This window comes from Paracoccus sp. J39, from assembly GCF_000518925.1.
Taxonomy (GTDB): Bacteria; Pseudomonadota; Alphaproteobacteria; order Rhodobacterales; family Rhodobacteraceae; genus Paracoccus.
On the sequence record NZ_JAEN01000026.1, the window covers coordinates 1 to 22224 of the forward strand.

23 protein-coding genes are annotated in these 22224 nt (G+C 68.3%); 11 read left to right on the top strand and 12 right to left on the bottom strand.

Annotated features, from left to right (window positions below):
• Positions 1-374: 374 nt before the first annotated feature.
• The 6 genes from L632_RS23115 (at position 375) to L632_RS0118610 (ending at position 4107) form a co-directional block, all read left to right on the top strand.
• On the top strand, positions 375-899 hold the full coding sequence (locus L632_RS23115; RefSeq protein ID WP_028714246.1) for an Hsp20 family protein: 525 nt from the start codon (positions 375-377) through the stop codon (positions 897-899).
• 261 nt (positions 900-1160) lie between these two features.
• Positions 1161-1841 (top strand): phosphatidylserine decarboxylase, encoded by a 681-nt coding sequence (locus L632_RS0118590; protein ID WP_028714245.1) that lies wholly within the window; start codon positions 1161-1163, stop codon positions 1839-1841.
• Positions 1841-2584: a CDP-diacylglycerol--serine O-phosphatidyltransferase gene (pssA, locus tag L632_RS0118595; protein WP_028714244.1), complete on the top strand. Its 744-nt coding sequence runs from the start codon at positions 1841-1843 to the stop codon at positions 2582-2584. Before L632_RS0118590 ends, pssA begins: the two co-directional genes overlap by 1 nt.
• Positions 2585-2593: 9 nt before the next feature.
• Positions 2594-3214 (top strand): class I SAM-dependent methyltransferase, encoded by a 621-nt coding sequence (locus L632_RS0118600; protein WP_028714243.1) that lies wholly within the window; start codon positions 2594-2596, stop codon positions 3212-3214.
• Between the two features lie 39 nt (positions 3215-3253).
• Positions 3254-3637 (top strand): DUF4186 domain-containing protein, encoded by a 384-nt coding sequence (locus L632_RS23120; RefSeq protein WP_028714242.1) that lies wholly within the window; start codon positions 3254-3256, stop codon positions 3635-3637.
• Positions 3634-4107, top strand: coding sequence for an aminoacyl-tRNA deacylase (locus L632_RS0118610; RefSeq protein WP_028717329.1), 474 nt, complete (start codon positions 3634-3636; stop codon positions 4105-4107). Before L632_RS23120 ends, L632_RS0118610 begins: the two co-directional genes overlap by 4 nt.
• Before the next feature lie 23 nt (positions 4108-4130).
• On the opposite strand, the gene L632_RS24040 is transcribed toward L632_RS0118610, so the two are convergent.
• A complete protein-coding gene (locus tag L632_RS24040; RefSeq protein ID WP_308352010.1) occupies positions 4131-4517 on the bottom strand; it encodes a transcriptional repressor in 387 nt (128 codons plus the stop codon).
• Between the two features lie 52 nt (positions 4518-4569).
• Between L632_RS24040 and L632_RS0118615 the strand changes: the two genes are divergently transcribed.
• The 5 genes from L632_RS0118615 (at position 4570) to L632_RS23130 (ending at position 10762) form a co-directional block, all read left to right on the top strand.
• A complete protein-coding gene (locus L632_RS0118615; RefSeq protein ID WP_232221003.1) occupies positions 4570-5778 on the top strand; it encodes an SRPBCC family protein in 1209 nt (402 codons plus the stop codon).
• 5 nt (positions 5779-5783) lie between these two features.
• Entirely contained in the window at positions 5784-6812 is a 1029-nt protein-coding gene (locus L632_RS0118620; RefSeq protein ID WP_028717331.1) for a hybrid-cluster NAD(P)-dependent oxidoreductase, read from the top strand.
• Between the two features lie 111 nt (positions 6813-6923).
• On the top strand, positions 6924-8507 hold the full coding sequence (locus tag L632_RS23125; protein WP_028714239.1) for an NAD(P)/FAD-dependent oxidoreductase: 1584 nt from the start codon (positions 6924-6926) through the stop codon (positions 8505-8507).
• Positions 8494-9687 (top strand): FAD-binding oxidoreductase, encoded by a 1194-nt coding sequence (locus tag L632_RS0118630; RefSeq protein WP_036698863.1) that lies wholly within the window; start codon positions 8494-8496, stop codon positions 9685-9687. Before L632_RS23125 ends, L632_RS0118630 begins: the two co-directional genes overlap by 14 nt.
• A gap of 52 nt (positions 9688-9739) precedes the next feature.
• Positions 9740-10762, top strand: coding sequence for a GlxA family transcriptional regulator (locus L632_RS23130; RefSeq protein ID WP_028714237.1), 1023 nt, complete (start codon positions 9740-9742; stop codon positions 10760-10762).
• Positions 10763-10775: 13 nt separating this feature from the next.
• Here L632_RS23130 and L632_RS0118640 read toward each other — a convergent pair whose 3' ends face one another.
• The 11 genes from L632_RS0118640 to L632_RS0118690 form a co-directional block, all read right to left on the bottom strand.
• Positions 10776-12101 (bottom strand): MmgE/PrpD family protein, encoded by a 1326-nt coding sequence (locus L632_RS0118640; protein ID WP_028717332.1) that lies wholly within the window; start codon positions 12099-12101, stop codon positions 10776-10778.
• Positions 12102-12111: 10 nt separating this feature from the next.
• Positions 12112-13674, bottom strand: coding sequence for a class I adenylate-forming enzyme family protein (locus tag L632_RS0118645; protein ID WP_028717333.1), 1563 nt, complete (start codon positions 13672-13674; stop codon positions 12112-12114).
• Between the two features lie 15 nt (positions 13675-13689).
• Positions 13690-14880: an acyl-CoA dehydrogenase family protein gene (locus tag L632_RS0118650; protein ID WP_028717334.1), complete on the bottom strand. Its 1191-nt coding sequence runs from the start codon at positions 14878-14880 to the stop codon at positions 13690-13692.
• Between the two features lie 12 nt (positions 14881-14892).
• Positions 14893-15768, bottom strand: a complete 876-nt coding sequence (locus tag L632_RS0118655) for a nitrilase-related carbon-nitrogen hydrolase (protein WP_036698867.1) — start codon at positions 15766-15768, stop codon at positions 14893-14895.
• A gap of 65 nt (positions 15769-15833) precedes the next feature.
• Positions 15834-16718, bottom strand: a complete 885-nt coding sequence (locus L632_RS0118660; RefSeq protein ID WP_028714233.1) for a glycine betaine ABC transporter substrate-binding protein — start codon at positions 16716-16718, stop codon at positions 15834-15836.
• A gap of 37 nt (positions 16719-16755) precedes the next feature.
• Entirely contained in the window at positions 16756-17478 is a 723-nt protein-coding gene (locus tag L632_RS0118665; RefSeq protein WP_036698864.1) for an ABC transporter permease, read from the bottom strand.
• Complete coding sequence (locus L632_RS0118670) at positions 17475-18623, bottom strand: betaine/proline/choline family ABC transporter ATP-binding protein (protein ID WP_028714231.1); 1149 nt, start codon at positions 18621-18623, stop codon at positions 17475-17477. Before L632_RS0118670 ends, L632_RS0118665 begins: the two co-directional genes overlap by 4 nt.
• A 25-nt stretch (positions 18624-18648) precedes the next feature.
• Positions 18649-19299 (bottom strand): ABC transporter permease, encoded by a 651-nt coding sequence (locus tag L632_RS0118675; RefSeq protein ID WP_028714230.1) that lies wholly within the window; start codon positions 19297-19299, stop codon positions 18649-18651.
• A 535-nt stretch (positions 19300-19834) separates the two neighbouring features.
• Entirely contained in the window at positions 19835-20146 is a 312-nt protein-coding gene (locus L632_RS23135; protein ID WP_051416336.1) for a hypothetical protein, read from the bottom strand.
• Entirely contained in the window at positions 20143-20826 is a 684-nt protein-coding gene (locus L632_RS23140) for a hypothetical protein (protein ID WP_051416335.1), read from the bottom strand. The genes L632_RS23135 and L632_RS23140 overlap by 4 nt, the downstream gene beginning before the upstream one ends.
• A 2-nt stretch (positions 20827-20828) precedes the next feature.
• A complete protein-coding gene (locus tag L632_RS0118690) occupies positions 20829-22223 on the bottom strand; it encodes an APC family permease (protein ID WP_028717336.1) in 1395 nt (464 codons plus the stop codon).
• Position 22224 lies beyond the last annotated feature (1 nt).

The following is a 22224-nucleotide window of genomic DNA, read 5'->3' on the forward strand; positions in this document are numbered from 1 at the left end:
GCTGGCGCAGGATTTCATGGGGGAAAGCGTGATCCGGCTGGAACCTGGCGGGCTGCGCCACGAATTGCGGACGCGGATGTGCCATATGGGCATGGACCCGGTCGCGGAATGACCGGATCGCGGCGAGAGCGGGGCGCCGCGGCAGCCCGGCCAGACGCGCCGAAGCGCCCCGGCGGGCCGGTCGCGATGCCCGAAGCGGCGCCCGGCATCCGCCCGCGGCCTCGCCGCCGGTGCCGGCGCGGCCAGGGGACTTGAATCCGGCCGATCCGGTCCTAAATCGCCTGTTGCGGGCCGCCGGGTCCGGGGCCTGCCTGCCGGGCGTCTTCCGGCAAGATCAAATGCTTGTACCCATGTTGCTCAAGGAGGATGTGGCTATGAGAACCACGTTTGACTTCACCCCGCTCTTCCGGTCGAGCGTCGGATTCGACCGGCTCCTGAACGCCCTCGAAACCGCCTCGCGCGCCAATGCGGCGGAAAGCTGGCCGCCCTATGACATCGCCCGGGAAGGCGAGGACAGCTATCGTATCAGCATGGCCGTGGCCGGTTTCCGGCAGGACGACCTTTCGCTGACGCAAGAGCGCAACATGCTGATCGTCACCGGCCGCAAGGAAGGCGACGACAAGGCCGAATACCTGCATCGCGGCATTCCCGTCCGCGGCTTCGAGCGGCGCTTCGAACTGGCCGATCACGTCAGGGTCGAGGCGGCGGAACTGCATGACGGGCTGCTGACCATCACCCTGCGGCGCGAAATCCCCGAGGAGATGAAACCGCGGCGGATCGAGATCGCCTCGACCAGGACGGTGCAGGCGGCCGAGCAGAAGCGCATCGCCTCGGACAAGCCCGCGGAGAAGGCGTCGGTCACGCCCTCCGGGAAGGCGGCGGAGACGGCTGCGGCCTGATTCCTGCGCCGCTCGGCCATCGCGGTTTCGCGTGATCGGGCCGCCGGTGCCCCCGCAGCGCCTGCGCGGCGCTGCGCGCGTCCGGGGCGTTGAACCGTGATCCCGCCGGTCGGCGCCCGCAGAGCCGGCGGCTTCATGCCGGCCCTCGCCAGGGGTTGATCGCGCATCCGCAAGGGCCACATGTATGGCAGGCTGCGCTATTGCGCGCCGGGCCAATCCCATTATGACTGGCGCGGCAGCTCAGCCCCGGGGAGAAGCCAGATGCGCATGCGCGACACCTTCATCAAGCCGATGCACCGCGAGGGCGTCCGTTTCGTGGCGATCTTTGCCGCCGTGACGCTGGTGCTGTTCCTGCTGTGGGAGCCGCTGGGCTGGATCGGCGTCGGCCTGACCATCTGGTGCTATTACTTCTTCCGCGACCCCGAGCGGGTGACGCCCGCCCGTCCCGGCCTGGTGGTCAGCCCGGCGGACGGCGTGGTCTCGCTGATCGAGCCCGCGGTGCCGCCGGCCGAGCTGGGCATGGCCGACGCGCCCCTGACCCGCGTCAGCGTGTTCATGAGCGTGTTCAACTGCCATGTGAACCGCAGCCCGGTGGCGGGCGAGGTGGTCTCGGTCGCCTATCGGCCCGGCAAGTTCTTCAACGCCTCGCTGGACAAGGCCAGCGTCGACAATGAACGCAACGGCCTGCGCATCCGCATGCAGGACGGCCGGGAACTGGCCGTGGTGCAGATCGCCGGCCTGGTCGCGCGGCGCATCGTCTGCTTCGTCAAGCCCGGCGACCGGCTGCGCACGGGCGAACGCTTCGGCCTGATCCGCTTCGGCTCGCGGCTGGACGTCTACCTGCCGCCGGGCGTGGCGCCGCTGGTCGAGATCGGCCAGACCATGGTCGCCGGCGAGACCGTCATCGCCGAACTGCCGCCGGCCGAGCGGGCGGAGGCGTGATGGAACAGCCCACCGGCCCGCAGACCGAATTCTCGCTGGTGCAGCTGCTTCCGAACATGCTGACCATCATCGCGGTCTGCGCCGGGCTGACCGCCATCCGTTTCGGGGTGCAGGGCGACTACATGCCGGCGGTGCTGCTGATCATCGGCGCGGGCATCCTGGACGGCATCGACGGACGCATCGCGCGGCTGCTGGGATCGTCCAGCAAGATGGGGGCCGAGCTGGATTCGCTGGCGGATTTCCTGAATTTCGGCGTCGCACCGCCGCTGATCCTGTATTTCTGGGCGCTGAAGGACATCCGCAGCCTGGGCTGGATCTGCGTTCTGGTCTTTGCCGTTTGCTGCGTGATCCGGCTGGCGCGGTTCAACGTTTCGAGCAAGTCCGAGGAGGCGCATCGCGACAGCGCCTATTTCGAGGGCATCCCTTCGCCCGCCGGGGCGCTTCTGGTGATGCTGCCGATGTATCTGTCCTTCGCCTTCGCCGACCGGCCGGTGCTGCCGCAGATCGTCATCTGCCTGCACATGATCCTGGTCGGCCTGCTGCTGATCAGCCGGATCCCCACCTGGTCCTTCAAGACCACGAAGATCTCGCGCGAGAACGTCAAGTTCTTCCTTGTCGGCGTGGCCTTCATCGGCGCCGCGCTGCTCAGCTTTGCCTGGATCACGCTGATCGCGCTTTGCCTGGGCTATGCCGTCATGGTGATCTGGGCCTGGATCGACCGGGACCGCCCCTCAAGCCGATAAGGAACGGCCATGGATATCGAAGCCATCCAATCCTCCTATTCCCGCTGGGCGCCGATCTATGACCGGACCTTCGGGGCGGTGACCCATATGGGCCGGCGCCGGGCGGTGGACTACATCAACCGCCGCGGCGGCAGCGTGCTCGAGGTCGGGGTGGGCACCGGGCTGTCGCTGGAACATTACGGCCCGCAGATGCAGGTCACCGGCATCGACTTCAGCCAGGACATGCTGGACAAGGCCATCGCCAAGGTGCAGCGGCTGGGCCTGAAGCAGGTGCGCGCGCTGCGGCAGATGGATGCGCGCAAGCTGGATTTCCCGGACGGGAGTTTCGACACCGTGACCGCGATGCATGTGCTGTCGGTGGTGCCCGAGCCGGAAAAGGTGATGGCCGAGATCGCGCGCGTCTGCCGGCCGGGCGGCAAGGTGGTGATCACCAACCATTTCGCCCGCGAACGCGGCGCCCTTGCCGCGCTGGAGCGGGTGTTCGCGCCGCTGGCCAACACCATCGGCTGGCATTCCGATTTCCCCATCGACCGGGTGCTGCAAGAGCGGTCGCTGGTCCTGGAAGAACGCCGGAGCCTGCCGCCGCTGGGCATGATGACCTTCCTGGTGCTGGGCAAGGTCGCGGGCTAGGGGCTTTCCGCCGCGCGCCGGGGCGGCTATGTCCGGGGCATGACGGCGCAGAACCAGATCCTCGACCGGCTGGCCCGCTCGGCCTTTCGCCGCCGCTTTCGCCTTGGCCCGAAAGAGCGCGCCTATGCCGATGCCAAGGGGCGCGAGACCATCGCCGCCCATGCCCGCGATTTCGTCGCCGCCCGGCTGGCGCCCGCCCAGCCGGCGAACGACGGCCGGCAGACGCCGATGCGCGGCCATCCGGTCTTTATCGCCCAGCACGCCACCGCCTGCTGCTGCCGGTCCTGCCTGGGGAAATGGCACGCCATCCCGCCGGGCCGGGCGCTTGGCGATGCCGAGCAGGCGCGGATCGTGGCGCTGCTGATGGGCTGGATCGACCGCGAGATGGGCTTTGCGCCGCCGCGGGACGGGACCGCCGGATGAGCACCGGCACCCCGGCCACGCAATTCCTGCACCGGGCGAAGCTGGGCTTCCGCGCGGTCGAATACCGCTACGACCCGGGTTCCGAGCGGGTGGCGCTGCAGGCGGCCGAAGCCATCGGCCTGCCCGCCGGGCGCTTGCTCAAGACGCTGATGGTCGAGGTGGACGGGCGGCCCGCCTGCGCCGTCATTCCCGGCGACCGCAGCCTGTCGATGAAGCGCGTGGCCGCGGCCTTCGGCGGCAAGACGGCGACGATGATGCCGCCGGACAAGGCCGAGCGGCTGACCGGCTATCGCACCGGCGGCATCAGCCCCTTCGGCCAGCGCCGCCCGGTGCCGGTGATCTTCGAGGCCGAGGCCATGGGCTTCGACGAGGTGGCGGTGAACGGCGGCAAGCGCGGGCTGCTCTTGCTGCTGTCGCCGCGCGCGGCGCTGACCGCGCTTGGCGCCCGGGCCGAGCCGCTTTCGGCCTGAGAAACCGTTGAAGCGACGGGCGATCAAGGCCTGTCCGGTCTCGGATATACCCATGTTTTCGTGACTTTAGCCGCATTGATGAAATGGTCGTGATGTCCGGAACCGTTGGTTTCGAAGCGCGCACGTCCGTCGGCGAAGCTGTGGCGCTCGACCAGGCCACAGCTTTCCAGTGTGCTGACCGTTCGATAGACCGTAGCGATGGAGATCCGGGTGGCCCATGCGGATCGTTCATGCAAGGCGCGACCTGTCGCCGGATGCCCCCGCTGACGGCTGTCCACCCCTTCCCTTCGGGCGACGGCACCAGACCTTTTCGCGGCCCGTCGGAAAGCTGACGGCCGATGTCGCATTGCTGCTGCGCCGGAACCAGGGCGCAGGACAGGATGCCCGCGAATGCCGAAATGCGCCCCCATGGGAAGGGTTATCAAGAGGTTAGCGAGAATGCTGAAAGAACGGATAGCGGGTTTGCTCGCGCAGCGCCGGCCCGGCCATTCCCTGCCCCGCGACTTCTATGTCGATGACGAGATCTTTCGCGCCGACATGCAGGCGGTGTTCGAAACCGACTGGATCTTCGCCTGCAACGTGGTCGAGATTCCGCGCCCCGGCGACTACCTGACGCTGAAGGTCGGCGGCAATCCCGTCGTCGTGCTGCGCAACCGGGATGGAGAAATCGCCGCCTTTCACAACAGCTGCCGGCATCGCGGCTCGCTGATCTGCCAGAAGGAAAGGGGCCGGGCGAACCGTCTGGTCTGCCCCTATCACCAATGGGTCTACGAGCTGGACGGCAGCCTGATCAATGCCCGCCAGATGCCCGAGGGGTTCGACAAGGCGGCGCACGGCCTCGCCCCGGTCCATGTCGAGGTGATCTGCGGCATGGTCTATATCTGCCTTGCCGACGAGCCGCCCTCGCTGGCACGCTTCCGCGCCGGGGTCACGCCCTATATCGCCCCGCACATGCCCGACCGCACCAAGGTTGCCTTCACCTCGACCATCGTCGAGGAGGCGAACTGGAAGCTGGTGATCGAGAACAACCGCGAATGCTATCACTGCGCTGGCAACCATCCCGAGCTGCTGGTGACGCTGGTCGAATTCGCCCTGCCCGACGATCCGCTGGTCAAGGCGCAGTTTCAGGGGCTGATGGAGCGTTCCACCGCGCGCTGGGACGGGCTGGGGCTGCCCCACAAGCCCGCCGAGGGCGGCAACGAGTTCCGCTGCATCCGTCTGCCTTTCAACGAGGACTGCCTGTCCTTCACCATGGACGGCAAGCCCGCCTGCAACAAGCTTCTGGCCGATTTCACCGAGCCCGATCTGGGCTCGGTCCGCATGTTCCGGGTGCCGAACAACTGGAACCACTTCCTCTCCGACCACATCCTGCATTTCCGGGTGCTGCCGCTGTCGGCGAACCGCACCGAGGTGCGCACGACATGGCTGGTCCACGAGGATGCGGTCGAAGGCGTGGATTACGACCTGCAACGCCTGACCGAGGTCTGGCTGGCCACCAATGACGAGGATCGCGTGCTGGCCGAGAACAACCATCGCGGCATCCTGTCGCGCGCCTACCGGCCCGGCCCCTATGCGCCGTCGGAATTCATGCTGAACAATTTCTCGGAATGGTATGCGGGCAAGATGGCGGATTTCACCGGCGGCCCGCAGGCGCGGATCGCGGCGGAGTAAGGCGCATGGACATGCAAGCCCCTTCGGCGGCCCTGCTGTCGCTGTCCTGCATCGCCGTCCGCGACGAGACGCCCACCGTCAAGACCTTCCGCCTGCGCGCGGGCAGCGGCCCGGTGGGCTTCACCCCCGGCCAGGCGCTGGTGGTGAAGGTGCCCCTGCCGGGCGGCCCGGTCTGGCGCAGCTTCACCATCTCGGGCGGGACCGGGGGCGATCTGGAGCTGACCATCAAGGCGCAGGCGCCGGGCGGCGCGACCCGCTGGCTGCATGACAATCTGCGCGAAGGCCGCGGCATCGAGGCCCGCCCACCGCGCGGCGCCTTCACGCTGGGGCTGCGCGACAACGACCGGCTGGCCTTCGTCTCGGGCGGCTCGGGCGCCACGCCGATGATGGCCATGCTGCGGCATCTGGCGGAGACCGATCCCGAGGCCGATCTGGCCTGGTTCCACGCCGCCCGCGATCCGGCCGAGGTGCTCTTTGCCCGCGAACTGGCCGAATTGCAGGGCCGGATGCCCAAGCTGACGGTGGCGATCAGCGTCAGCCGCGCCGCACCGGGCTGGTTCGGCTATCGCGGCCGCGTCAGCCGGGGGCGGCTGGCGAGTGCCATCCCGGATCTGGGCCGGCGACAGGTCTTCTGTTGCGGGCCGCAGGGCTTCATGCAGGAGGTCCGGCTGATCCATGCCGCCGAGGGCGGCGCGCGGGCGCAGTTCCACACCGAAAGCTTCGGCGGCGTGGCCCCCGCCGCTGCGCCCATCGCCGAAGCCGCCCCCGAAGGCCCCGGCTTCGGCCTGACCGTGAACGGCCGCGCCATCGGCATCCGCGCCGACGAGACGCTGCTACAGGCCAGCCTGCGGCAGGGCGTCATCATCCCCTGCGGCTGCGGCGAGGGCATGTGCGGCACCTGCATGGTGCAGCTGGTCTCGGGCCAAGTGGACAGCCGGCCGAATGGCGGGCTGACGCCGGAAGAGGCGGCCAAGGGCTATGTGCTGGCCTGCTCGACCCGCGCGGCGTCGGATGTCGAGATCAGGCTGGCCTGACCCCGGATCACGGTCGGATTTCTTTCCCTTCGGGTCGAAAACCTGCTGCCGGCCCGGCGGGCTTTACACCAAGGATGGCCCTGCCGCGATGCAGTCACCAGAGGACGCAAGATGACCACAGACCCCCGATCCGTCGCCGGCAAGCGCCTTGAGATCGCGGAACGGACCCAGATCCTGGTCGTGGGCGCCGGTCCCGCCGGAATCGCCGCCGCCCGCCACGCCCATCAGGGCGGCGCGCAGGTGATGCTGGTGGACGAACATCCCGTGCCCTTCGAGACCATGGGCGAAAGCGTCCCGCAGATCTGGGGCGGCCGGATGGGCGGCACCATCCGCAACCGCAACGCCATGACCGAGCGGATGCTGGAAGCTCGCCCCGATCTGGTCGAACTGTTCGATCTGGGCATCGACATCCGCCTTGGCACCGCCTGCTGGGGGCTGTTCGCCAATCAGCCCAATCTGGGCTGGATGCCCGGTCTGGTCGCCGGGCTGGTGGATGAGGAACAGGGCAGCCATCTGATCGGCTTCGATCAGGCCATCGTGGCCACCGGGCGGCGCGACATGGGGCTGGCCTTTCCCGGCTGGGACCTGCCCGGCGTGCTGGGCGCCGGCGCCGCGCTGATGCTGGCGCGGCTCTATGATGCGCTGGACAGCCGCCGCGCGGTCATGCTGGGCTCAACCCCAGAGGCGCTGCTGGCGGCGCTGGACCTGATCGACGCGGGCGTGACCATCGCCGCCGTGGTCGAGCAGGCCGAGGCCGCCGCCGCGCCCGAGGATCTGGTCGCGCGCATCCGCGCCGCCGGGGTCGAGATCGTCACCGGCGAGGCGCCGCGCGGCGTCACCTCGGACGCGGATGGCGTCACCGGGCTGGTGCTGCGCAACCGCACCATCGCCTGCGATTCCGTGCTGCTGGGCGTGGGCGCGGTGCCGATGATCGACCTGCTCCACGCAGCCGGGGCGCGCTGCGCCTTCGACAACGATCGCGGCGGCTTCGTGCCGCTGCTGGGCGCGGGGGGCGAAACCAGCCTGCCCGGCATCCGCGCCGCGGGCGACTGCGTGGGGATCTGGCCCGCGAAATCCGCCGATCCCGCGCTGGCCGAGGCCGAGGGGCGGCTGGCCGCCGGGGCCGCGCTGGCGGCGCTGGGGCTGGCAGAGGCTCCGGTCGATGCCGCCCCGCAGCCCGCACCCGCCGCCGATCTGGGCGCATACCGCAAGGCCTGGGTCCGCTCCTCGGTGGTGGAGGCCGTGGCCGACATGCCGGTCTGCCAATGCGAGGAGGTCACGGCGCGCGAGATCCTGGATGTCAGCCCGCCGCGCTATCTGAACGCGCCGCATCTGCCGAACCTGACGCGCAGCCTGACCGAGATCCTGGGCGAGGGTCCGCCCGATCCCGACCAGATCAAGCGGCTGACCCGCGCCGGCATGGGCCCCTGTCAGGGCCGCCGCTGCCGCGAGCAGATTCAGGCGCTGCTGGCCTTGCAGGAGGACCTGTCGCTGGGGGTAGTGCCGCTGGCCGGCTATCGCAGCCCGGTCCGCCCGCTCAGCCTGGCCGCCGCCGCCCTGCCCGAGGATCCCGCCATCGCCGCCGCCTGGGATTCCTGGTTCGGAATGCCGCGCCAATGGGTCCCTTTCTGGGATGTCGAGGACCATTACACGGTCGCCGCGCTTGCGACGGAGAAGGAACATGTCAGCGAATAACCCCATTCCCGGCATCGACGCCGGCGACGACAATCGCGGCGCCTCGGTCATCGTGATCGGCGGCGGCGTCACCGGCCTCTCCACCGCCTTCTGGCTGGCCGAGGCGGGCGTGGACGTGCTGGTGCTGGAACGCGGCATCGTCGGCTGGGAGGCCTCGGGGCGCAATGGCGGCGGTTGCTCGCATCACCACAGCCCGCTTTTTGCCGAGGAACAGCGGCTCTGGCCGATGATGGACGAATTGCTGGGTTACCCGACCGAGTTCCGGCCGAACCGCATCCGTATCGCGCTTTCGCCCGAGCAGTTCACGCTTTACGGCCGCGCCGCGGCCAATGCCCGCAAGCAGGGCTTCCGCGCCGACGACCTGGACGCGCAGACGGTGCGCGATCTGGTGCCGCTGGCCGGGGACAATGTCCATGCCGGGCATTACTATCATTTCGGCGGCCATGCGAACCCGCACCGCACCGTGCAGGCCTATGCCTGGGCGCTGTGCGACCGGGGCGGGCGGGTGCGCCAGCATGTCACCGTCACCGGCTTCTGCCGGCAGGGCGGCCGGGTGAGGGCGGTCGAGACCGACAGGGGTGTCTTTGGCTGCGACCATCTGGTCATCGCGGCGGGGCCGCAGACCGGCCGGCTGGCCGCGATGCTGGAGGTCGCCATCCCCATGCGCGCCGCCCGCGCCGAGATGATCGTGACCGAGCCCCTGCCGCTGATGCCGCTGGGGGGGATCGACGGCAACGGGCTTTATGGCCGCCAGACCCTGCGCGGCAATCTGGCCTATGGCGGCGGCCCGCATGAATGGGTCGAGACCGAGGAACAGCCGGGCGGCCCGCGCCCCTCGACCCCGCTGGCGGGCAGCATCGCCCGGCGTGTGGCCCAGCTTCTGCCCAAGGCCGCCCATGCCCGTGTCATCCGCAGCTGGTCGGGCATCATCGAGAACACCCCCGACGGCCGCCCCGTCCTCGACCGCCCGGCGCCTTGGCAGAACCTGACCGTCGCCACCCTGTCCGGCGTGGGCTTCGGCCTGTCGCCCGCCTCGGGCCGGGCGCTGATGCAGCTGGTGACGCAGGGGCACTGCGATTTCGCCGATCTCTCCAGCCTGCGGCTGGCCCGCTTCGACCGGCTGGAGCCGGATTGGGACGCGCTTCAGGGCTGGCTGCCCGCCGCGGTGGCCTCGGCCTGATGGGACCGGCTTGAAGCGGGGCGGCTTGAAGAACGGGGCAGCTTGGCCGAACATGGCGCATCGCAACCCGGACCCGCCGATGTTCTACCACGACACGGGCGAGCCTTTGTGCTTCGCCTTCCTGATGCTGGAAGGGCTCTCGATGCTGAGCCTCGCTTCGGCGACCGAGCCCCTGCGCGCCGCCAACCGCCTCTTGGGGCGCGAGGCTTTCCGCTGGGACCTGTGCAGCATCGACGGCCAGCCGGTCATGCCGTCCTCGGGCATTCCCTTTCCGGCCATCCCCGTCGATCAGGCGATCGAGCGCAACCACGCCCTGTTCATCTGCGGCGGCGCGCGGGTCGATCCGCAGGACGAACGCCCCTATCTTGCCGCCCTGCGGCGGGCGGCGCATCGCGGCCGGGCCATCGGCGCCCTGTCCACGGCCAGCTATCTCTTGGCCAGGGCCGGGCTGCTGGACGGCTATCGCTGCACGATCCACTGGGAAAACCGCGCCGCCTTCGAAGAGGATTTCCCGCATCTGCCGATTACCGGCACGCTTTACGAGATCGACCGCAACCGGCTGACCTGTTCGGGCGGGACGGCATCCATGGACCTGATGCTGCATATCATCGCCGACCTGCACGGGCGCGACCTGGCCAACGGGGTCGCCAACCAGTTCCATCACGCCCGCATGCGCGATGCGGGCGAGAACCAGCAGGGCGGCCGGGCCGAGCAGATCGGCACCCTGCCCGGGACGATGCAGATGGCCATTCGCCTGATGCAGGCCAATATCGAGACGCCGTTGCAGATCGAAAGGCTGGCCGCGTTGACGGGCGTCAGCGAACGCCAGATGGAGCGCAATTTCCGCAGCTTCCTGGGCATGACGCCGGCGCGCTGCTACCTGTCCCTGCGGGTCGAGCGCGCGCGCGAGATGCTGCTTTACACCGAGCAGCCGATCATCGACATCGCCGTCGCCACGGGCTTCGCCTCGACCTCGCATTTCTCGAAATGGGTCAAGGAATTCTACGGGATACGCCCAAGCGAGATGCGCGAACAGGCGCGGGCCGCCCGCGCCCGGTCGCGCCGCATCGCCTGAACCCGACCGCCGCTCAGGCAGCGCCCAGCAGTCCGAACAGCGCCGCCGTGCCGCCGCCGTCGCCCAGCCGGTCCACCGCGCGTTCCAGAGCGGTCGTTCGAACCTCGCCCAGAACCGGCGCGGCATAGGCGCGGAACTTGGCGCGCACCGCATCCATCGGTGCCGGGGCCTCGGGATCGCCCGCCGCCTCGGTCGGGCCGGATTCCAGCACCCGGCCGTCCTTCATCACCAGCCGCACATCGGCAAAGCGGCGGGCCGGGAAGGCGGCATTGAAATCCTCGCGCTCGGTGACGGTCATGCCGGCGGCAAGGCTGCGGATCAGCGGGTCGGCCAAGCCGTCCTCGGCCACGTCCGCGGGATCGACGCGGCCCCGCACCAGCGCCACGGCGGCGGGGTAGGCGGTGGAATACTGCGCCTCTTCGGTGCTGGCCGGATCGCGGGCGGCCAGGCGGCGGGACTGGTGGAAGGTGGCGATCTCGATCCGCTCGACCTGATCGGCGGTCACCCCATGCCGCGCGCGCAGGTCCAGCACCGCCTGCACGGAGGGCTGCGCCCAGCGGCAGACCGGCCAGGGCTTGAAATACTGCTCGGCGATGCGCCAGTTCGTGCCCAGATCGGCCCAGAGGTCGGCGACATCCGCGCCCTCGACGGTGATCGCCGGGGCGCCGGTAAAGCCCGCCGCCGCCAGATAGGCGGCCGAGACGCCGGCCATCGCGCCCCAGCCCGAGCCGTCCTTGACCATGGTCGGATGGTCGATGCAGCGCATCATCTGGCTGCGCGGGCCGTGATATTCGGCGATGCCCACGGCCTCGCGGGTCCGCGCCGCATCCAGCCCCAGCACCCGCGCGCCCAGCGACGCCGCCGCCACCGCGACCCAGGCGCCCGAGGTGGGGTAGTCGCAGGCGGTGCGGTGCAGCGCGATGCCCGCGCGCGTCCCGATCTCATACCCGACGACCAGCCCGGCCAGAAGCGCGCGGTCGTCCGTCCGCCCCTCGGCCTGCATCAGCGCCAGCAGCGCGGGCAGGCTGCCGCAACCGACATGGCCCTTGGTCAGCTTGTGCCCGTCATGGCCGTCCAGCGCGTCGATGGTCATGCCGCCCGCCAGCGCCGCGCCCGCGGGGCTGACTCCGCGGCCGTCCATCAGCATCGGAGCCGCGCGGCCCCCCGCGCCGAAATGCGCCGCCGCATGGTCGCGGATGATGCGCGACAGCCGCGTCCGGCTGCCGCCCGCCGCGACCCCCAGCAGGTCCAGAAGCCAGCGGCGGCCAAGGTCCAGCACCGCATCCGGCATGTCCTCCGCGCGCATGTCGTGCAGGAAATCGTGAAAGTTCGATGGCATGATGCTGTCCTCAACAGGCCGGCTGCGGGGCATGGCGCGCGACCAGCTCGCGCCGCAGCACCTTGCCGCTGGGGTTCAGCGGCAGGCTTTCCAGAAACTCGTAGCGGCGGGGCCGCTTGTAGGGCGCCAGATCGTCGCTGGCCTTGCAGAACGCATCCAGATCCTGCGCGCTCAGCGCCGGGTCCGAGCGGACGACGAAGGCCGTCACCGCCTGGCCCCATTTCTCGTCCGCCAGCCCGACGACCGCCACCTCCTGCACGCCGGGGCAGCGATAGAGGATCTCCTCGACCTCGCGCGGATGGATGTTCTCGCCGCCCGAGACGATCATGTCGTCGGCCCGGCCGTGGAAGTAATAGAACCCGTCCCGGTCCTGGCTGAACAGGTCGCCGGTATAGATCCAGCCCGCCTTCAGCTTCTTCTGCGTTTCGAACGGGTTGTTCCAATAGCCCTGCATCGCCTGCGGGCCGCGCACGATCAGCTGGCCCACCTGTCCGCGCGGCACGGTTTCCGAGGGCGGCACCTCGCGCCCGGGGTCGTCGGTCACGATCCGGCATTCCGAAATCAGCGTCGGCTTGCCGCAGGACCCCAGCTTGCGCAGCGCGTCCTGCGGATGCAGCACCAGCGTCAGCGACGCCTCGGTCATGCCGTAGCCGTTGAAGATCGCCGGGCAGAACTCGGCCATCACCCGCTCCATCGTGGCGGCGGAAATGGCCGCGCCGCCGGTGGTGATCAGCCGCAGCGAGGAGAGGTCCTGATCGCGGAAGCGCGGGTGAAACAGCATCTCCTGGATCTGGGTGGGCACGGCGAACAGCGTGGTGATGCGCTCGGCCGCGATGGTGTCCAGCGTCTTTTCCGCCTCGTAGCGGCCGATCACGACATTGGTGCCGCCGACCAGCAGATGCGGAATGAAATAGGCCTGCATGCCGCCCACATGGTAGAGCGGCGCGATATGCAGCGCCTTGTCAGTGTGGTTCAGCGAATATTCCATGACGCAGTTCATCGCGATGGCGATGTCGTTGGCATGGGTGTGGATCACCCCCTTGGGCCGCCCGGTCGTCCCCGAGGTATAGACCAGCGAGGAAATCGCATCCCCCGGGGGAATGATGCGCGGCTCGTCCCGGTCCGCGGTCTGTTCGGCCAGGGTATCGAAATGCAGATGGCCGGCGGGGATATGCGCCCGGTCATAGGCGCAGCCGATGAAATCGTGGACCGAATGCATCTGCGCCGCGATCCTTTCGACGTTTTCGGTCAGGTTGCGGCCATAGATCAGCACGCGGGCGCCGGAATCCTGCAGGATATAGGCGGCCTCGCCCGCCGAAAGGCGGAAGTTCATCGGCACCGCCACCGCGCCCAGCATCTGGCAGGCGAAATAGGTCGTCACCGAGTTTTCCGAGGTCGAGACATAGAAGGCCACGCGGTCCCCGGGCCGCACCCCCAGATCCGACAGCGCCTGGGCAAAGCGGCGCACGCGGGCCAGCCATTCGGCATAGGTCCAGCGCCGGTCCTCGAAGACCAGCGCCAGGTGATCCGGGTAGCGGTCGGCGGAAGCCTCCAGAATGCGGGCGATATGCATCGGTCTCTCTTGCTGTCACAGATTGGGACGGATCGCCGGCATCTCGCGCGCCGCGATCAGGTATTTGCACATCTCGGAGCTGCCGCCGACGATGGGCAGCGCGCGGGCATCGCGGTAAAGCTGCTCGGCCCGGCCGTATTGGCGGGTGACGCCGTCGCCGCCGAGGATCTGCACCGCGCGGTCCGAGCAGAAGACGGCGGTCTCGGTCGCGACCAGCTTGGCCTGGCTGGCCTCGCGCATCAGATCCTTGCCGCCGATGCCGCCGTCATACATCCTGGCCGCCCGCTGGGTCAGCAGTTCGGCCGCGTCGATCCGCCAGCTCATCTGCGCGATCATGTCCCAGATCAGCTGTTTCTGGCCCAGCTTCTCGCCGAAGCTGACGCGGCTTTGCGCATGGTCGCGCGCCAGGTCGAAGGCCGCCCGCGCCACGCCCAGGCCCGAACCGCCCAGGATCACCCGCTCGAAGTTGAAGGCGCCCAGCATGATGCGGAAACCGGCATTCGCCTCTCCCAGCAGGTTCTCCTCCGGCACCCGCACCCCGTCCAGCGCGACCTCGCCTACGACCGAGCCGCGCCGGCCCATGAAGTCGTAAAGCCGCGGAAAGGACAGTCCGGGGGTATCGGCGGGCACCAGAACCGCGCTCATGCCTCTTTGCGGAGGGGCGTCGGGATCGGTGATGCCCCAGACGATATAGACATCGGCCTTGGACGCGTTCGAGATATAGCGTTTGAACCCGTCGATCACCCATTCGCGGCTGGCCTCGTCAAAGCGGATCGCGGTTTCCATGCCGGCGCTGTCCGAGCCGACATTCGGCTCGGTCATGCAGATCGAGCCGACGGCGCGGCCCTCGAGGATCGGCGTCAGGTAGCGTTCGCGCAGTGCCGGGCGGGCATGACGGTGGATCGGATAGGCGCAGGACAGGGCCGTGGCGATGGTCGTCTCGAAGGCATAATTCAGATAGGCGGCCTCTTCCGAGACGATCACCGCATGGGTCAGGCCGGGCCGCGACAGGCTGCCCGTGTAAAGGTCGGGGAACATCAGCTTCAGATAGCCGGCCTCGCCCAGGGCCTGCGCGACCTCAAGCTGGGCCGCGAAATCCTGGTCGCGCTCGATCCGGTCGACGCGCGGGGCCAGTTCGCGGGCCAGAAAATCGCGGATCTCGGCGCGGAAGGCCCGGTCCTCGTCATTCAGGAAGAAATCGCGCATCGTCGCCTTGCCTCATTCGCGGACGAAATCCGGGACGCCCAGCGTGTCGATCAGCCGCGCCGTCTCGCGCTGGACCAGCGCCAGATTGCTGTCGCGCACCGTGGGCAGCAGGTGGCGCGCGCGGCGCAGCACGTCGTAATCCAGCACCGCGGTGATCATCTCCTCGCCGGAACCGGCCACGGCCAGCGCGCGCCCGAAGGGATCGATGATGCGCGAACCGCCCCAGAAGGTCAGGTCGCGCTCGGTCCCGGTGCGGTTCACCATGACGACCGGGGCGCCGTAGATCATCGCATAGAAGCGGCAGGTCAGCGCCCAGCCGCCGGGATTGTCGAAATCGGCGCCCACCGCTTCCTCGCCGGAACTGACCGGGCAGATCAGCAGGGTGGCGCCATGCAGGAAGGCCAGATGGGTCAGCGCCGGGTTCCAGACATCGGCGCAGATCAGCAGGCCCGCGCGCCAATGCCCGTCCAGCTCGCAGGTCTCGACGAAGCGGCCGGGGGCGTAATGCTTGCCCTCTTCCAGCTTGCCATAGGTGGGCAGGTTCACCTTGCGGTGCAGATGGATCATCCGCCCGTCGCACAGGATCGCCGCCGCGTTGTAGAATTGCGCGGCCGGCCCTTCCTCGATGAAGCCCAGCGTCACGGCCATCGGGCCCGCCGCCTCGGCCAGCCGCTTCAGCCGCGGGTCCTTGCGCGACATGGCCGCGTCGAGCAGGCGCTCGGACCCGTAATGGCCGGTCAGCGACAGTTCCGGCATGACCAGCATGTCCAGGCCCGCCTCGCGTCCCCGTGCGATCCAGTGCAGGTGGCGGTCCAGATTGGCGTCGACATCGCCGATCTCGCTGGAGAATTGCGCGGCGCCGATGGTGATCGTCTTGCTGGTGGTCATCGCCTTCGGCCCCTCCGCATCGCCCTCCCGGGGACAGGGGCGCATCCGCCCCCGCCCGTCCCGCCTCAGATGAGGCCGTTGTCCTGCAGGAATTTCGCCGCCGCGTTCTCGACCGAGACCTTGTCGACGTCGACGCTGGCATTCAGCGCGGCCATGACCTGATCGTCCAGCTTGGCCGAGACCTCGTTCAGCAGGTCGCCGATATCGGGATTGGCCTCCAGCACCTCGGCGCGGATCACGGGCGCCAGCGCGTAGCTGGGGAAATAGCCCCGGTCGTCCTCCAGCACGGTGAAGTCGAAGGCGGGAATGCGGCCATCGGTGGCAAAGACCAGCCCGACATCGACCTGCCGGTCCCGCAGCGCCTGATAGACCAGCCCGGTATCCATGCGCTTGACATTGGCGCGGCCGAACTCGAAGCCGTAAGCCGCCTCCAGCGGCTTCAGCCCGTCCGGGCGGGCATAGAATTCGGCGTTCGAGCCGAAGGTCAGGCTCTGGCCGCCGTTGATCGCCCCTGCCAGGTCGGAAATGGACGCGATGCCCTTTTCGCTGGCATCCGCCGCGCGCATCGCCAGGGCATAGGTATTGTTCGCCTCGGACGGGTTCAGCCAGACGATGCCCTTCTGGGCGTCCAGCTCCTTGACCGTGTCATAGGTCTGCTGCGGGTCCAGCTTTTCCTCGATATTGTTGTAGGTGATGAGCGAGGTGCCGGTATATTCCCAATAGACGTGGATCTGGCCGTTCTCCATCGCCTGGCGCACCGCGGCCGAGCCCATGCCGGCGCGGTTGTCGACCCGGTGGCCGTTGGCCTCCAGCACCTGCTGGGTGATGGCCGACAGGATCTGCTGTTCGGTGAAGTTCTTGCCGCCGACCACGATGTCGGCCGCCTGCGCGCCGGTCGCGAATGCCGCGAAGGCCAGTGCCGCAAGGCCGGATTTGACGGTGATGTTCATGCTGTTGGCTCCCTTGGTTGCTGGTTCTGGTTCCGCCTTATCGAAGCGGATTCACGCCTTTCGGGATCAGCCGCAGCTGCGCCTGTCCCATCAGGAAATCGACGGCCACGGCCAGCGCCGCCGTGGGGACCGCGCCCGCCAGCAACATGCCCGTGTCCATCAGGTCGATGCCGGTAAAGATCAGCTCGCCCAGTCCGCCGCCGCCGATCAGGAAGGCCAGCGGCGTCGTGCCCACATTGATCGCCAGCGCCGTGCGGATGCCCGAGAAGATGACGTAGAGCGCGTTCGGGATCTCGACCCGCAACAGGATCTGCCGCTGCGTCATGCCCATGCCGGTCGCGGCCTCCTTCAGATGCGAAGGCACGGCCAGCAGCCCGGCATAGGTATTGCGCACGATGGGCAGCAGCGAGGCGACGAACAGCCCGAAGAAGGCCGGCGGAAAGCCGATGCCCAGAAGCGTCATCGACAGCGCGATGACCGCAAGCGTCGGGATGGTGGTGCCGATGTTGAAGACCTGCATCACCGTTTCGGCATAACGCTCCATCGAGGGGCGCGACAGCCAGATGCCCACCGGCACGCCCACGAGGATCGCCGCTCCGCCGGAACTGGCGACCAGAAACACGTGCTGGCGCGTCAGATAGGTGATGTCGTCCCAGTATATCGCCATCTGGTCCAGCAACCCCGAGGTCGCTACCCAGATGCCCAGCAGGAAGACCAGCAGCATCGTCGCCCCGCGCCCGAGACCCAGCCAGCGTGTCATGACGCCCCCTGTTCCAGTCCCGCGCCCTTGTCGGGACCATAGGTCGCGCGCAGCGCCGCGGTCACGTCCGGCTGGGTGATGACGCCCGCGAAACGGCCGTGATCGTCGGTGCAGGCCAGCCACATCGTGTCATGCGCGAACATTTCCGAAACCACGGCGCGCAGGTCCGCCCGGATCGGCACGGTGGCGGGCAGCGGATGGGCGAAGTCCCGGACCGCGCCCGAGGCGCCGGCCATCTCTTCGGCGGTCACGAAGCCCACCGGGCGGCGGTCGCTGTCGATGACCACCGCGCGGCGGGCCTTCGCGACGGTCAGCTGGTGCAGCGCGTCGGACACCTTGGTCGACCGCGCGGTCACCGGCACCTCGGTGGAGGCCACCTCTTCGGCCGTGACCAGCCGCAGCCGTTTGAGCGTGCGGTCCGCGCCCACGAAATCGGCGACGAAGGCATTGGCGGGATGGGCCAGGATCATGTCGGGCGTGTCGTATTGCTCGATCCGGCCGGCGCGGAAGATGGCGATCTTGTCGCCCATCTTCACCGCCTCGTCGATGTCGTGGCTGACGAACATGATGGTCTTCTTCAGCTCGGCCTGCATCTTCAGGAACTCGTCCTGGATGATCTCGCGGTTGATCGGGTCGATGGCGCCGAAGGGCTCGTCCATCAGCATGACCGGCGGATCGGCGGCCAGCGCCCGGATCACGCCGACGCGCTGCTGCTGGCCGCCCGACAGCTCCTTGGGATAGCGCCGCAGGAACTGGCGCGGGTCGAGACCCACCAGGTCCAGCAGGTCGGCGGCACGCTGCCGGGCCTTGCGGATGTCCCAGTTCAGCAGCCGGGGGACGACGCAGATGTTTTCCTCGATCGTCATGTTCGGGAACAGGCCGATCTGCTGGATCACATAGCCGATATTGCGCCGCAGCTGGATATCGTCCAGCTGCGCGGTGTCTTCGCCATTGATGTAGATCTTGCCGCTGGTGGGCGGGATCAGCCGGTTGATCATCTTCAGCGCCGTGGTCTTGCCGCAGCCCGAGGGCCCCAGCAGGATGCAGATCTCGCCGGTGGGCACTTCCATGTTCACCCGGTCGGCGGCCACGATATCGGCGCCGGGGGTCTTGAATCTCTTGGTCAGGTCTTCGAGTCGGATCATCCGCAAAGGTCCTTGCCCGGAAATGTCAGCGTTTCAGCCCGGCCGGGGTCAGCCGCTTCTGCAATTGCAAAAGCGCCCAGTCGGCCACGATGGCGAGAAGAGAGACGGCGAGTGCGCCGGTGACAAGCTGGCGCGGATCGGTCTGAGAGATGCCGCGCGCGATCAGCACGCCCAGGCCGCCGGCGCCGATATAGGCGGCGATGGCCGCGACGCCGATATTCATCACCACCGCGGTCCGCACGCCGGCCATGATGACCGGGATCGCGATGGGGATCTCCAGCCGGGTCAGCCGCTGGAAGGGCGTCATGCCCATGCCGATGGCCGCCTCGCGCAGCGCCGGATCGACATTGGTGATGGCGGTATAGGTGTTGCGCACGATGGGCAGCTGCGAATAGAGCAGGATCGCGATCACCGCCGGCAGCCAGCCGATCCCCTGGCCGATCTTGGACAGGATCGGGATCATCAGCCCGAACAGCGCGATCGAGGGGATCGTGACGATGATCGAGGCCACATAGAGCACCGCGTCCGCGATCCGCCGGTTCTGGGTGATGGCGATGCCGATGGGCACGCCGGTCAGGATCGCCAGCCCCACGGCCACCGCGACGATCGAGATGTGCTCGCCGGCCAGCCGCAGGATGACCGGCCAGTTATTCGCAATGAAACCAAATATTTCCATATCCCTCTTTCCCTCGGGCAGAGATGGGGGGCCGACCAGCGATATCCCGGAATAGCCCGGTTGAAACGGCATCATGTTGCGCCAATTCGTCACCAGCTTGCACGAATCCGTCGCGAGGACGGTTCAGGCGCCAGTGAACCGGGGCGGAGATCATCGCTCCACCGGATCGCATATCGCAAAGCTGTCGCATGATCCCATCTTGCAACAATCCCGGCCGCAGGACCACCCCGCCTGTCCGGCGTCAGGGCCTATGGGACGGAATTCTTGATTGAAGGCGGAAGGGCTTGCGGTTCGTCGGGCCTGTCAGGCAGCGATGATGAGCCGCAAACCCGTGGACCAGGAAGCCGTCGCCGTTCGGGCGGATCAACGCCGCGGCCGATCCCCGGCGGGATGCTGACCGAAGCGACGGTCGCGCAGGTGCCGGTGGGCAGGTGAGGGGCGGAGGTGCCGCCGGTTCGACCATCGCGCCGAACCCCGGTCCTCTGCTATCGCCATGGAAGGATGCCCCTGAACCCCGCCTGATTGCACATCGGTTTTAAGAGGCGTTCTGGCCACCGCTATGCCTCGGCCTTGCGCTTGAACGCGCGTCATGCGTCCAAACCGCCTGCCGGATGCGCGCGCGCTTGTAGGCGTCGAAGATCGCCATGGCGTGCACGAAGAAGGCCCCTGCGAAACGGCCCACAAAGGATATCTCGGGTCCGGTGGTCATCAGGGTGAAGCCACCCAGCAGCAGCAGGAAGAACAGGAAGATCAGCCCGCGCTGCGGCTCTCCGTTCCAGACCTGGCCGGAACCCGGCAGCAGGACGGCCGAGGCCAGCACCAGATAGGGATTGGGCGGCGGCCTCATGCGCATTTCCTTTCGGCGGCGGCCTCGTCCAGGATATCCGCGCGCAACCCCGCCAGCGCCGCAAGAAGCGGTGCAAGCGTCTGCGGGGCAAGCGGGGTCCGTCCCATCTCGGCCTCGCGGAACAGCAGGTAGCGGCCGCGCTCGGCCTCGTCGGCAAGCCAGGTGATCCGCAGGCCCTTGGGCGAGATCACCAGCTCTTTCACCCTCGCATCGGCAAAGACCGCACGGTGGCGGGCCAGCAAGGCGGCGTCGCCGGGCGAGAGCGGCCTTTCGCTGCGCAAGGTGGCATCATGGGGAAATCCCTCGGGCAGCAGGGTTTGGTGCGGCAGGGTGTCGAAGGCCGAGAAAGGCTCGATCCCGCGCGGACGCGCCATCAGGTGGACGCGTTGCGAGACCGGCAGGGCGGCGGGCTGGGTCACCAGAAGCCACAGCGCCGGCAGCTTGCGATAGGTCAGCGTGTCGGGCACCGCCTGGAGATCGGTCTCGACCCCTTCGATGCGGCCCGAGACGCGGGCAAAGCCGGTCGGCGACACCGCGCGGCGCAGATCGCGCATCATTGGCGCGATGCGGTCGAAATAGCCGGCGCGGGCAGAACTGCGCCGCGCCGCCTCGGATCTGAGGCGGAGGGCTAGGATCACCAGCCCCCCGCCAAGGATCAGGACGAGAAGCCCCGCCTGCATGTTCAGTAGCCCCTCGGCTTCGGCCAAGGCATGGTGAACTGCGCGCCGCGGTCCACGAAGCGGTAGCGCCAGAAGTGGAACCACAGCGAGACCACGATGTAGAAGGCGATCATCGCCACCAGTTGCGTGCCGTAGCCGAGGAACACCGCGAAGAAGGCCGTCCCGCACAGCGCCAGCAGCGCGAAGGCCGGCAGCGGGTGGAACGGATGTTCGTAGCCGCGCTTGATGGTGTCGAGCGGCCATTTGCGCCGGAACAGGATGATGTTCAGCGGCATGAAGGTGTATTCCAGCAGACCCGACAGGATCGAGAAGGTGATCACCTGGTCGATCGGCGCGCCAAGCGCGAAGATCAGCGCGATCGGCACCAGGAAGATGATCGAGCGATAGGGCGTGCGGTGCTTGGGATGCACCGCGCCGAACCAGCCCGGCAGGTAGCGGTCGCGCGCCATGGCGAACCAGGCGCGGCTGGCGTCGTTGATGCAGCCATTGGCCGAGGCCAGCGTCGCAAACAGCGTGCCGATGCCCAGAAACACCATCAGGAAGCTTGATCCGCTAAGCCGGGCCGCGTCGAACAGCGGCACGCCGGCCTGACCCAGATATTCCCAGGGCATCAGCCCCGTGCAGACATACCAGGTCAGGGTTGCCGCGATGGCCAGCGTCATCACCCCGGCCAGCGTGCCGAAGGGCAGCGAGCGCGCCGGGCTGCGCACCTCTTCTGCGGCCTGGGTGGTGCCTTCGATCCCCAGATAGAACCACAGGCCGAAATGCATCGCCGCGAGGATACCGAGCCAGCCGTAGGGCAGTGATGCGGCGCCCTCCATCAGGTCGGCATGGCGCAGCGGGCTGGTCCCCAGGGCGCCCGAGGTCGACAGGAACAGCACGATGATCGCCGAAAAGGCGATGGCGGTGATGACCAGGTTGAAGGTCAGCGTCGCCAGCACGCCGCGATAGTTCAGCCAGGCCAGGAACATGATGGCCAGGATGATGAAGGGCCGCTGGTCGATCCCGCCGTGATGGCCGCTCATCATGGCGACGGTATCGACGAGGAAGCCGACCGTGATCGCGTTCGCCGCCTCCAGCATGGTATAGGCGAAGACGAGATAGAGCCCGACGTTGAAGGCCATGAGCGGCCCGACGATATGCTTGGCCTGGGTATATTGCCCGCCGGCGGCGGCGACGGTCGAGGTCACTTCTGAATCGATCATCGCCACGCAGGTATAGAGGATGCCGGCGAACCAGCAGGCCATCAGCGCGGCATAGGCGCCGCCCTTGCCGACCGCGAAGTTCCAGCCCATGTACTCGCCGACCAGAACGATCCCCACGCCAAGCGCCCAGACATGGGCGGGGCCAAGCACGCGGGCCAGGCCGACATGTTCGGTTTTATGCACCTGTTCCATG